Origin of the sequence: Mogibacterium sp. CM50, assembly GCF_000293155.1 — a bacterium.
Lineage (GTDB): Bacteria > Bacillota > Clostridia > Peptostreptococcales > Anaerovoracaceae > Mogibacterium > Mogibacterium timidum.
This window is the reverse complement of sequence record NZ_ALNL01000019.1, coordinates 100,053-113,647: the sequence shown is the minus strand read 5'-3', so window position 1 is coordinate 113,647 and position 13,595 is coordinate 100,053. Positions and strand designations below refer to the sequence as shown.

The window sequence follows — 13,595 nt, the reverse complement described above, 5'->3', positions numbered from 1 at the left end:
TTTGGTCTACCTGGCTCATCAAGTGATGTCTCGATTATCTTGCTGTCAACCTCTACCTCTGGAAGTGCTGGTTCTTCACCGCCACCTCCGCCACTACCATTATCATCAACAATCTCTTTATCCGCTTCTGTACCTGACAACTGAAATTCTACATGGATTATCTTAGGTGTATTAGGGTTCTCATCTTTATTAAGGGTATATTTTACCTTCTTATTTACAGGTTTCTTATCTGGTGTATACTCATAGCGATGACCACTCTTTGAAACAACACGAAGCTTAACTGTTTCAAATTCGAATGATAAAGGCGCATCAACGACCTGTTGGTTATCAATTTTACGGTTATCAGTAGGATCCTTTTTAATATTCTTCACCTTGTACCACTTCGAACCATCCTTACTGTATTCAAGTCCAACGATGTAATCCTTGCTGTAACGTCCAACGAGGATTCTAAAGTTGTCGTACGAGAGCGACTGCTTGTGAATAACCTTTGCCTTTATTATTTTCTTATCACCATAAGATTTTAGGTCGTTTCCATTTTCAATAGCTTTGCCATCCTCATCTGTGATGCTGAGTCCATTGGCTGCAAAATCTTTCCACTCTGCTTCCCTAACAGAGCCATCTTTCTTAACAATCTTAACCTTAAGTTCCGAGAAGTCAACAGAATCACCCCTATTAACTTCTACTGTCTTAGTCTTTGGCTCAATAATTGAAATATCCTTTACATCAGAGTTAGTCTTATAATCGCTAGCCGACTTATTCGTAGCTTCCTTTGTCGCCGCCGAAATTCCGCTCGCACTTATCGTAGCTCCGCTCACGCTATCGAACATCTTCTTGCCCTCATAGCGGTCGTTCATATAAGCCTTTACAGTACGTGACATGAGAGCTATATCAGATACAGTGTTATTTCCTGATAGACCGCTCAGCATATCGACATACTTATCGCCAAGGAGATCCTTGACCTTAGCCTTAGGATTACTGCTTTTCCTTATCGCTTCGAAATACTCACGATATAATCCCATCTTAGCGATGTTCCAGCGACCCTCCTTGCCCTGCAGGAACGGTATCACGTTCTCTGCCTGGCTTCTAAATGGTCCCATGTCATCGCGATAATCGTCACCTACGCCGACCCTTAGATTCGATATCTCGCCATTCTTTACCGTAATATAAGTCTTAATTCCGCCCGGATTAAGGTATCCGATACCAATTCCAGTGTATTCTCCATCCTTGAGTTTATCTCCCGGATAGTGCTTACGAAGAGCTGCATCAACGTATTTTGGCTCTCCCGTCTCAGGGTTAACCGATGGGTTTGTATCATCTGTGTTTGGCTTTTTGTCACCTGTGCTAGGCTTGCTAGTATTGGTGACGTTAGTCTTGCCAGCACCTGCAAGTGCATTTCTCACCGCATCGATGATTCCACGGCTGGAATATGTAGCTCCAGAGACTGTGTCTACACTCTTGCCTGGACGTCCTAGCAGTCTACCTATAACAGCCTTTGCACGATTAAAGAAGGGTGCATCGTCACTGTGTGAAAGTATCTCGACATTGGTAATATTACCACCAGAAACAGTTACACGAACTCTAATTGGTCCATTGAAACCCTGACCTGATCCAATATATACACCATCTTTTAGGTTAGCACTTCCGATTGCAAAAGTTCCTGCTACATTACCTTTTCTTCCCTTAGCGGATCTAGAGTCTTTCTTGACTGGCGTTACCTTAGCCTGCTGCTTCGATCCAGCCTTGCGCAGAGCATCAGCAACCGCCTTCTTGATTGCATTTGAAGAAATAGTCGCACCTGAAATAGAGTCGACATTAACATTGCCACTTCTCAGAATATTTCCTATTACAGCAGAAGCTCTGTTGAAATACTCAGGAGTCTCTGTGTGAGACACAACTTTGATATCTGTCAGCTTTCCATCCTTGATGGTGATGCGGACAGTAAGGGGTCCGCCGTAACCGGTTGCAGTACCCTCGTATTCTCCATCTTTAAGGTCTTCTGTGGAAACTTCAGAGCCTATAGTTTGAGCTTCTTTGGCCTGCTGCTTGGCAATGGAGTTATGCTTATCTATGACCTGTGCGGCCGAGTACGCCATGGCTGCTGTCACAGCCGCCGCGACAATGAAAGCAAGAACTCCCTTAATACCGGATGTTTTCATCATTTCTCCTTCTCCTTCAATATCCTTAAATTAGTGTGTTAAAATAAATTTTATGTAAGTTAGAGAGATTTTACAAAAGTTAGTTTATTCAAACTAACTGCATATTATTGTACGGGATTCTTTGTAGATGTGCAATGACTTTTGAAGTAATATTTTACTTTTTTGGTAAAGTTTATATTATGTCTGGGAAGTACTATATTGTAATATCGTGAAGTGAAGCTTTTGAGTTAGACGAATTTAATGTACAATCCTCTTATGGTAAAAAATATAGGTATATAACTTATATCTGCTATATTTATTAAGCAAGGTCACACATGACGTACGATATCCGAGGATTGGGAAATGTGACCAATTTGTGCTGATATTTAGAGGTGAGTCACCTCATGCTTGTCGAAGCTGTAGTGATATAGATACAGAACCACAGCGCATAACAAGAATATATCAGAGATGGAGTTGAATGCCTCGGAAGAATCCGGGAGAAAGGAACAAATCCAATCACCATTCTCGATGATTGGATTATACGTGTTATATGATTAAAACTCGTTTGCTATCACTGCTGCAAGGAGCAAAGCGTTTCATCGCCATGCAAGTGCTATGGCAGTGGATTTCACTGCTGGCTCAAATCGTTCTATCTTATATCGCTGCCCGCATTCTCGCCGGCAGCTTTCACGTCGACTCTGATTTCAGATTGTTAATCGCAGTTCCAATCTGTATAGCTATTCGCTATATCTGCGATATCAAGTATACAAAAGTCAGCTTTCTCACATCATCAGGCATCAAACGGGTGCTGCGGACTAGGATTTACGAGAAGATGATTCGTCTGGGAGCGTCATACCGCGAACAGATCAGCACCGCCGAGGTTGTACAAATGCAGGGGGAAGGGGTCGAGCAGCTCGAAACGTATTTCGGTCGTTACCTCAGCCAACTGTTCTACTCGGTGCTCGCTCCTCTAACTCTGTTCTGCGCCATCATCAGCTTCAATATGCGCGCTGCAATAATTTTACTGGCTATTGTTCCACTTATTCCAGTAGTTATGGGACTAGTCATGTCGGTAGCTAAACGGATACTCGGGCACTATTTTGAAATATATTACGGGCTCGGAGACCATTTCCTTGAACGCCTCTCCGGCATGACTACTCTTAAGATATATCAGGCCGACCAGGCAGCTGCTGACGACATGGATCGTGAGGCTGAACAGTTCCGACGTGTCACCATGAAGGTTCTCTCTATGCAGCTCAACAGCACTGTTATCATGGATCTGGTCGCATACGGCGGTGCAGCTGTCGGCATCATCACTGCCCTTCTTCAATACAGAGTCGGTGCGATTTCTCTTACCGGCATGTTTCTCACTATATTGTTAGCCGCTGAATTCTTCCTGCCTATGAGGCTTCTCGGCAGCTTCTTTCATATCGGTATGAACGGCATCAAGGCGAGCGACAGAATATTTGCATTTCTCGATCTCCCTGAGCCGGACTCCGACGGGCAAACGCTCGCAAACGGGCCACTGCATATCTCCGTCAAGGATCTGGGGTTTGGATATACAGATGACCGCACGGTTCTTGAGGATATCAGTCTTGATATTCCATCCGGTTCATTTGTGTCCATAGTTGGCGTCTCCGGCTCCGGCAAATCCACCATCGCATCCATCCTCATGGGCAGACACAGAAGGTATTCCGGCAGCGTTGCTGTGAACGGAATAGATTTACAGGAGCTATGCGAGGCAACACTGATGGAGCATATCACATATATCGGTACCCACAGCTGGATTTTTAAAGGCACTGTACGAGAACACCTGCTTGAGGGCAACAGCGACGCCTCCGACGTAGATATGCTTCGTGCACTGCGTCAGGTCAACCTGCTGGATTTCATAGAATCAGAAAATGGGCTGGACACCGAGTTAGCTGCTGACGGCGCTAACCTCTCCGGCGGGCAGCGCCAGCGACTGGCGCTTGCACGGGCACTACTGCACGACACGCCTGTCTATATATTTGACGAAGCCACATCTAACATTGATGCCGAGAGCGAACAGATGATACTCGATGTCATTCACGAGTTGGCTCACACCAAGTCTGTCCTGATGATTTCGCACAGGCTCGCAAATATCACAACCAGCGACAAGATTTACATGCTCGAGCATGGCCGTATCGTTGAATCAGGCACGCATCGCGAGCTGCTGGGTAATAGAGGTCCATATGCCAAGCTATATAGCGAACAGGCAGCACTTGAATCTTATGTAAGCAGCGGATCCGGAAGCAGCAAGCGAAGCGACTCGCTAACTGAACCGAAAGCTTACAATAACGGCGACAACTATACCGGTCTGTACAACGGCAATAATCCGGACGATAAGCGCTTTAAGCATATGAATACAGGGACTCTCAATGAACCTACAGACGGAACCGCACACATCTCCAAGGTGCTTGCTCCTAGAAGAAGCGGCTTCCGGATAATGTCTGAACTCATCGGCCTCATCCGCCCTCTGCGAGGCGTCATGCTTCTTGGTATAACGCTGGGGGTGCTTGGCTTCCTCTGCGCGATATTCCTGACCGTAATCGCAGGCTATGCGCTATCCACGGGAATTCCACGCACACTGCTAATCTGCCTGATGACAATTGCACTGCTACGCGGCATCCTGCACTACGGTGAGCAGTACTGCAACCACTACATAGCGTTTCGGATACTGGCACTGATCAGGCATCAGACCTTTGCAGCTCTGAGACGCCTTTGCCCTGCCAAGCTCGAGGGACGTGACAAGGGAGATCTCCTGCAAATCATCACCTCGGACATCGAACTGCTCGAGGTATTCTTCGCACACACTATCTCCCCTATTTTCATCGCCTTCATTACTTCGCTGTTTATGATTATATTTATCTGCAGGCTGAACTTGGCCGCAGGACTGGTTGCGCTCATCTCCTATCTGACAATAGGTGTGTTTATCCCGATCTGGAACGGCAGACGAAGCGGACACAGCGGAGCAACGTACAGGAGCGAGATGGGACTTTTGAACGATTTTGCACTCGGTAATCTCTACGGACTGGATGAGACTATTCAGTACGGTATGGGAGCTGTCCGCCTCAGCGAGATGAATCAGCGTTCCGGACACCTTTCAAGATTGCAATTGATGCTCAGCAAATACGAGGGATCACAACGCGGGTTCACTAATCTGATGATTCAAGCATTCTCTTGGACGATGCTGCTCATGATGATGAATTTCAGCAATTCCGGAAGTGCGACTCGCACCGAAATGATACTTTGCACGCTTGCCATGATGGCTTCGTTCGGACCGGTCGTAGCACTGTCATCACTATCAAACAATCTGAACCAGACTCTGGCATGCGGAGACAGAGTGCTGTCACTGCTGGAAGAAATACCGGAGGTCGAAGAAGTCTCCGGTTGCGAATCTATGGTGTACGAGGACGCAGCCGTAGAGGATGTGACCTTCGCATACGGTAAGACTGTCGTGCTGGAAAGAATCTCGCTGAAAATCGCACCTAACAGTGTAACCGGCATCGGTGGTGCAAGCGGAATCGGCAAGTCGACTCTGCTCAAATTGATAATGCGTTTCTGGGATGTGCAGTCGGGACGCGTAGTTATAAACGGGAGAAATATCCGAAGCGTCAACACAAACGATCTCAGGACTGCAGAGAGCTACCTGACGCAGGATACAGTCATCTTCCACGATACTCTGGCTACGAATATCTCTATCGGCAAGTTAAGTGCCACTCAGGACGAGATAGAAACCGCAGCCAAGAAGGCCGGAATCCACGACTTCATCATGACGCTGCCACAGGGCTATAGAACTAAGGCCGGCGAACTCGGTGACACCCTGTCCGGCGGTGAGAAGCAACGCATCGGGCTGGCGAGAGCATTCCTACACGATGCTCCGCTTATGCTGCTTGATGAACCGACTAGCAATCTGGATGCGCTCAACGAAGCACTGATACTCAAATCTATTGCCGAAAGCCGAGCGAACAAGACAGTTGTGATCGTCTCACATAGGCCGTCGACAATGTCCATTGCCGATGAAGTTGTGGAGCTCAGGAGTGAGCGGATCTCGTAAGCCGGAAGGTGCAATCTTGATGTATGCATATACATTCTCAACGGGTCTATACCAAAGTTTGTGTAAACCTTCAAACTGATGTAGGATAAAATCACTCAGTATGGAGGTTATTTTATGGCAAGAAGAAAAGACAGTCCACAAAAAGCAGCGGTGAGAGAAATGATGCGTGATTATCTGAAAAATAATGATATCAGCATCAAAAATGGTGCCGATGTAAACAGCATCATGCGAGACATGATGTCTGTTCTTTTGGAAGGTGCTTTAGATGAAGAGCTGGATGAGGAATTAGGCTATTCCAAGTATGATTATCGAAACAAAGAAACCGATAACAGTCGAAATGGACATTCCGGCAAAACCATGCACACAAGTTACGGAGATATGGATGTAGCTATTCCAAGGGATCGTAACGGTGAGTATGAGCCTCAGCTTATTAAAAAGTACCAAAACACCGTAACACAGGACATGGAAGAAAAAATACTTTCAATGTATGCAAAGGGAATGACTACCGGAGATATCGAATCCCATATGCGAGAATTATACGATGTCGCTATTTCTGATAGTACAATCAGCCGGATTACGGACAAAATACTTCCGATCGTAAAAGAATGGCAGGAACGTCCTTTGGAGGAGGTGTACGCTGTAGTGTTTATGGATGCTATACACTATCACGTTCGTAGTGAGGGACGTATTGTAAAACGTGCAGTCTACATTGCCCTTGGCATAGATATGAACGGTAAAAAAGATGTTCTTGGTATGTATGTCGGAGAAAACGAAAGCGCCAAGTTCTGGCTCTCCATCATGAATGGACTTAAGAATCGTGGAGTGGAAGATATCCTGATAGCATGCGTTGACGGTTTAAATGGGTTTCCACAGGCAATTGAGGCTGTTTATCCCAAGACAGAGATTCAGCAGTGTATCATTCATCAGATTCGCAATTCAACAAAATTTGTTTCATACAAGGATATCAAAAAGCTGATGGCAGATTTAAAGCTTGTATATGCAGCTCCGACTGAAGAGACAGCTTTAAATGAACTGGAAGTGTTCAAGGATAAATGGGATCTAAAGTACCCAAAAATCTATAAATCCTGGCATGATAACTGGACCACATTATCCACTTATTTTAAGTATCCTGAGGCTGTGCGACGTCTAATCTACACCACTAACGCCATTGAAGGATTCAATCGCCAGCTTCGGAAGGTAACCAAAAGCAAGACCGTTTTTCCGTCAGATGACAGCCTGCTAAAAATGCTGTATCTTGCGACTATGGATATCAGCAAGAAATGGACAGGTCACAGGCAGGATTGGGGACAGATCCATTCCCAGCTGGAAATCTATTTTGAAGAACATCTGGAAGGAAGAAACCTGTAGGATAGACTTGTTTTAGGCAGGTCATATTGACATACCTAAAAACATCTGTATAATGCAGATACGGGCAGAAACCAAAATCGGCTCTGCCCATTCGTAACTATTAATAAATCTTATATCAGTTTTTATAGTTTACACAAAACTTGAAACGGTCTCTTCTCAACGATTCCTTACTTACTATAGATATTTAAAGCAACATGATGCGCCCATTCTTACCGCCATTCTTACTGCGAAAATGTCCGGAGAGACTCTTGATCTTGATAGAATAAATAGCAAAAAAAGGGGCAGGTCATCTTACAGCCTGCTCCTTTATACTCTTCCCATATAATTGTATGAACCATTTCCAGCAGTCTTCTCGTCGTCACAACATCAATAAATTCCCATAATAATTTCGCATAATCATATAATCATAATATCACACAATACTGTTTCAGATGCTAGATCAGTGCATCTATGAAATACCCATACATGCATACTCTGTCGTAACAAATCTCTTGCCAAGGTTCCTTGAACGTGCCATCTTCACTGATGAAGAAGCCCGGATCCATGAATCTGGGGATGATGAACTCAGATGTCTTCTGATCCCAGTTGTTGCCATGGCTAAAATCTATGCCGTGTCCGGTATTCTTGGTCATGATTGCCTCGAGCAGCGGTGCCGAGACTGATGTAACCGGCACTACCATGTCCGGCTTATCCAAAAGACCTCTCCTCTTATCGCTGGTGTAAATCGCGAAGTTGTTGACCGGACCCGGTGCAACGCATACTACACGACGGATATCGTTGATATTCACCTCGTGCTTCATACCGATAATCATGTCGTTCCTGAGCTTGATCTGCTTTTCCTTAAGCGATTGCGCTATAGTTATGACGTGGTCACCTATATTGTTAGGAAAATCGCTCGTCAACCTGTGCGCTGCGAATGCAATCAAAAGCGACTTGGTCTCCCTGATGTTGTGCCCCTCATAGTACGGATTGACATCCAGCATGATATCAACACTTTTCTTAGAAGTGTCCAGGCTATAAAAAGTCAGTGTATAGCTGCTGTTCGAGTTGGTATATCCGGTAACATGTATATGCCTGAGATCATCAAACTTGATGTTGAGCACCCCCTTGGTTTTATGCTCATAGCTGAAGCTGTCGCGGCGAACTGTCAGGGAATACTTTACGTTCTCAAACGTCAGGTTCTGAGTGTCAAATATTGTCTTCATTGTTGCTCCTTGTAAATTGCATATTGAACTCATAGGGAAGTTCACAATATTTTCCTTTCTTTTTCCTTACCTCGAATTTCTCTATATGATTCATATACTTCCATGCAGATGCTGTGGATTAATATCAGCTCTTACAGCAGAACCCTATTGCTGACTGTTTGTTTAAAAGGCTATAACCACAGCTCTATATCTAAGTGTTAATGAGTTGATAATGCATGACGTTTCATACTAAGCACAGCAAATCGTTCGTCTCACAGAAATGATATCGACTGACATTTTTTAAGGTCAGCCTTGCTTGTTTGTTGTGTCATATCGTTATTCTATTCTCAAAAATCACTTGACTTCACATAGTTAATCTTGCGAAGGCTTTTATTAATACACCGTCCGTTCTATTGTAATGTTATACGTTGAATTCGTCCACATATTCTCGAAAAAAGTTGAAATATGTCCATGTATTGGTAAGCCCTGTCCACTTTGGGAGATTAGACTTTCCCTTTCTCCCGTATTTCTCGGGGATTTATACATTCATATATTTAGTGTATTCTCAACAATTCGTTGTTAGAGTGATGACTCTAAACTTAAGCCAGTATGTGCGCCTTGGAAAATCGGTGCAAAAACGCACAAAGGAAAGTCTAGTTAGTGAATGCTCACTATTAAACCGTAGTTAGTTTTCATTTGTAACACCTCTCTATTCATATTTACATTTCAATATGCTTCTATTAAACCGAAAGCTCATAGTTAAGCTCTTGCCTGTAAGATAGATTTACATTTCAATATGCTTCTATTAAACCGCTCACCAGGCAGCTAATGCTTGACAGAAAAAAAGATTTACATTTCAATATGCTTCTATTAAACCATTCCGAAGCTTAAACAAGAATACAGGGCGAGAAAAATTTACATTTCAATATGCTTCTATTAAACCTTTCATTTTCTGGCTTAAGTTCAATGCCACTCACATATTTACATTTCAATATGCTTCTATTAAACCCAGATTGTTGAAATCAAGAGCATTAATCGGTTCGGTATTTACATTTCAATATGCTTCTATTAAACCCGGAGAAGGTTATTAACTACATAGGCTCATCACCTGATTTACATTTCAATATGCTTCTATTAAACCCTTGACGAGGCGAAGCGAGCCGCGGAGAAAATGACATTTACATTTCAATATGCTTCTATTAAACCAGTGAGGCACAACCGGGGGATGTAATCATCTTTTGTATTTACATTTCAATATGCTTCTATTAAATAAACCTCGAATGCCACTTCGTATCTAGCCGCGCCCTTCATATTTACATTTCAATATGCTTCTATTAAACCCCCAACAGCAATCTGATAACAGTAGACATCTGCAAGTTTACATTTCAATATGCTTCTATTAAACCTGAAAATGTGAAGATATCGCTTCCTGTAAATGCTACGTTTACATTTCAATATGCTTCTATTAAACCGGGCTGGGACATTGACATGGATCAAAGCTATAACAAGTTTACATTTCAATATGCTTCTATTAAACCTATCTCCTTGCGGATTGGAATCAAATTTAGATTCAAAGTTTACATTTCAATATGCTTCTATTAAACCCATTCACATTCGTATAGTGTAACTCGTAAGGAATCGTTTACATTTCAATATGCTTCTATTAAACCTGGTTAGAAGAAATAAAAGAGCCTCACTATTTGTATGTTTACATTTCAATATGCTTCTATTAAACCCCGAAAAAATCGGTTTACAGCCGAGTTTACAAGTTGTTTACATTTCAATATGCTTCTATTAAACCAGTATTGGTATATTTGATTCTCCAGCTATATCCGATGTTTACATTTCAATATGCTTCTATTAAACCCTTTTTTCACTGTTACTTACTGTTTGTGCTAATGAGTTTACATTTCAATATGCTTCTATTAAACCTGTTGAACGCGAGTCCATATCAATTGCATACTTAGTGTTTACATTTCAATATGCTTCTATTAAACCGCAAACCCAACCCTTAAACTTACCATTATCTAACATGTTTACATTTCAATATGCTTCTATTAAACCCAGTTCACTAACCTCATGCAACCAGCTCATAAAAACGTTTACATTTCAATATGCTTCTATTAAACCATGACTCTGGCCCATATATCTCTACAACTCTTCCTTCGTTTACATTTCAATATGCTTCTATTAAACCCTGTCTAAAGCTGCAATTTTTGAAACACCAGTATGTAACGTTTACATTTCAATATGCTTCTATTAAACCGTGTACCAGTCGCAAATATTTGAAAGGATTGAGAAGTTTACATTTCAATATGCTTCTATTAAACCCAGCCTCTTTCATTTGCGCCCTGATTTTAGATTCATGTTTACATTTCAATATGCTTCTATTAAACCAACGAGTGCCACAATTCCAGCAACAACAAGAATTATGTTTACATTTCAATATGCTTCTATTAAACCGACTAGGCGACTACGACCGTTCCGCTGGATACACTATGTTTACATTTCAATATGCTTCTATTAAACCCTCGCGGATAACACCAACAGAGAAAGGCTCAAGCATGTTTACATTTCAATATGCTTCTATTAAACCCCGTTGCTCTACTATGCTGTTATATCAACGCTTCGACGGGCATTTTTTGTCTACTTCCTTTTTTATACAATTTCGACACTGTAATTTTTAAGATCATGGCCTTAATTATTTCTATTGGATGTTGGAAATTCAATATCCAATAGAATTCTGTCGAAGTACTGCAGTTTTTACATTACTACACATCGACATCTTTGACAATACAAATAACCACTTTACGATGCCATTTTACCCAAGCTCCATAAATTATACAAGTTATTATTTTTTATCATGTACAAGTTCACTTCGCTTTTATAATCAGCAATATTCATTGAACATTTAGTTCTATACAAAGTCCATTGACTTAATAACTTTTCAAGCAAACACGTAAACTTATTTTATTTCTTTGAAACGCTTCAACCGATGAGGATTACGCAGAATACTTTAAGCCTGTAAAGTAATTGATGGTTCCCTTTTCAGAGAAAATTAGACATCTTATCGTCTTCCAATCCCCAAAATTCTTTTTCTAACCATTTTTCATTCCTGCTTTTAAAAATAATCACCGAATCTACATCCTTTCGTATGTGTTTTGACAACTCGGTTTGCAATCTCATATATTGCAGTTCCGTCAACTCACCTTCAAAAACAGACTTTTGTATGTGTGTCAAATACTTCTTGCATATCTTAAATATATTTCGCAATACTTTTGCCCCGACTTCATCCATTTCAACATCATAGACTAGAATACAGTACATTCATATCACCACCATATCTTAAACCCTTCATATTCTTTTTCTTCGGTCAAGTGCTTAATCAATTTATAACATTCCAGTCTGAATAAATATCTATATGATACGTCCCTATTTAATTCTTTGTGTTTTATAGTACGCTGAAGTCGTTTGTCATATTCTTCCACTATGATTTTTCTTGCAGATTCTTTTAAATATAAATAATTTGATTCTTTTTCAAAATCATCTTCACTTATCATATTTTTATTAAGTAATGAAAATATCATTCTCTCTGCGATAAGCGGCTTAAATATTTCTGCAATATCTAAAGAAAGTGAAAACCTTGCCACCCCGGGTTCATGCAGATAACTTACTGTCGGATTGAGCTGTGTCTTATATATTTCTGCTAATGCAGTTGTATACACTAAAGAATTGGCAAATGACAATAAAGTATTTATCATATTTTCAGGCGGATGCTTTATGCGCTTTGTAAAATTGACATTTTGTTTAATAATGTCATTCCATGATTCATAGTACTTTTTCCTGATATTCCCCTCTATTCCCATCAACTCTTCAATACTATTTGTCCGATTCAATTTCTCTCTAAGCAATGCTATCTCTTTAAGAACTCCTTCCAGATTTACACCTCTCCCGTTGTAATATCTCACATTTCTATAAATATTATATGATGCCGCATCAATAAACTTTTTTGCAAGCATAAGCCTTTTCTCATACTCGGAATAATGTCCTACCTGCTTCACGAGTAAAAACCCACTCACATTTTTATCTCGCGGTGAAAAAGAGCCCGAATAAAATCCATAATAGTTAAATACATGTAATAAAATTTCCTTTTGCGCCAAAAAATTTAAAAGTTTGGTATTCAGATTTATTTCGCCAAATACATAAAGATCGGAGACTGTTTCACAAGGAATGTCTTTCTTAATTTTATCTTCAGTTACTACCCTTATACTGTTATCTTTTCGTTGAAGTGTTCCACTTTTAAAAATGTAGTAATTTCTGTTCATGTCACTCTCCTCAAATAAAACAAAATTCGTAGTATGCACATTTTGAACATATCTTTTTTCTAGCAAGTATCGGTGGCTGTGGCATATCTACAATTCTTTTAATTTCATCCAAAGTATTCTCGATTTCTTTCCTGTCTCTATCTTCAAGATGAACTACCTCTCTCTTTTTTATTTTAGGAAAGTCTAAAATTCCTTTTTCGATTTCTATTCCCTTATTCTCAAGTATCCACATGTAATACTTAAGTTGCCAAATCGAAGCAATTTCTACACTTCTTGATTTTTTAACTTCATGGACGATTCTCCAGCTTTGTAAAAAATCTATGCTTATCATATCATCTACCATGATATGTTTCTTTTCTCTACTATATGATTCTTCATCAATAAGCTTTCCAATTTGAACTAAATCACTCGTGTGTTCCATATCAAGTTGGTGTGAAAAATACCATAGTTTACGATCACATACATAGTGATAGTATATCATTGCTCCGGTGACAGCTTTCATATA

General features: G+C 41.1%; 7 protein-coding genes and 1 CRISPR repeat array. Of the genes, 2 read left to right on the top strand and 5 right to left on the bottom strand.

The window, feature by feature from the left end; translation table 11 throughout:
• On the bottom strand, nt 1–2,159 hold a 2,159-nt coding region (locus HMPREF1152_RS08930), incomplete at its 3' end, for an FMN-binding protein (RefSeq protein ID WP_156791947.1).
• 526 nt (nt 2,160–2,685) lie between these two features.
• Between HMPREF1152_RS08930 and HMPREF1152_RS09950 the strand changes: the two genes are divergently transcribed.
• Both HMPREF1152_RS09950 and HMPREF1152_RS03070 read left to right on the top strand, forming a co-directional pair.
• Nucleotides 2,686–6,213: an ABC transporter ATP-binding protein/permease gene (locus HMPREF1152_RS09950; RefSeq protein WP_009643667.1), complete on the top strand. Its 3,528-nt coding sequence runs from the start codon at nt 2,686–2,688 to the stop codon at nt 6,211–6,213.
• 159 nt (nt 6,214–6,372) lie between these two features.
• Complete coding sequence (locus HMPREF1152_RS03070) at nt 6,373–7,581, top strand: IS256 family transposase (protein ID WP_442852103.1); 1,209 nt, start codon at nt 6,373–6,375, stop codon at nt 7,579–7,581.
• 434 nt (nt 7,582–8,015) lie between these two features.
• Here HMPREF1152_RS03070 and HMPREF1152_RS03065 read toward each other — a convergent pair whose 3' ends face one another.
• The 4 genes from HMPREF1152_RS03065 to cas4 form a co-directional block, all read right to left on the bottom strand.
• Nucleotides 8,016–8,786, bottom strand: a complete 771-nt coding sequence (locus tag HMPREF1152_RS03065; protein ID WP_009643677.1) for a hypothetical protein — start codon at nt 8,784–8,786, stop codon at nt 8,016–8,018.
• Nucleotides 8,787–9,482: 696 nt separating this feature from the next.
• Nucleotides 9,483–11,361: a CRISPR direct-repeat array (repeat unit 30 nt; unit sequence GTTTACATTTCAATATGCTTCTATTAAACC).
• A 452-nt stretch (nt 11,362–11,813) separates the two neighbouring features.
• The gene (gene cas2 / locus HMPREF1152_RS03060; protein WP_009643682.1) at nt 11,814–12,092 is read right to left on the bottom strand and encodes a CRISPR-associated endonuclease Cas2; all 279 of its coding nucleotides are present in this window, start codon (nt 12,090–12,092) and stop codon (nt 11,814–11,816) included.
• Nucleotides 12,093–12,097: 5 nt separating this feature from the next.
• The gene (gene cas1b / locus HMPREF1152_RS03055) at nt 12,098–13,090 is read right to left on the bottom strand and encodes a type I-B CRISPR-associated endonuclease Cas1b (RefSeq protein WP_009643621.1); all 993 of its coding nucleotides are present in this window, start codon (nt 13,088–13,090) and stop codon (nt 12,098–12,100) included.
• Nucleotides 13,091–13,100: 10 nt separating this feature from the next.
• On the bottom strand, nt 13,101–13,592 hold the full coding sequence (gene cas4 / locus HMPREF1152_RS03050; protein ID WP_009643614.1) for a CRISPR-associated protein Cas4: 492 nt from the start codon (nt 13,590–13,592) through the stop codon (nt 13,101–13,103).
• Between the last annotated feature and the right edge of the window lie 3 nt (nt 13,593–13,595).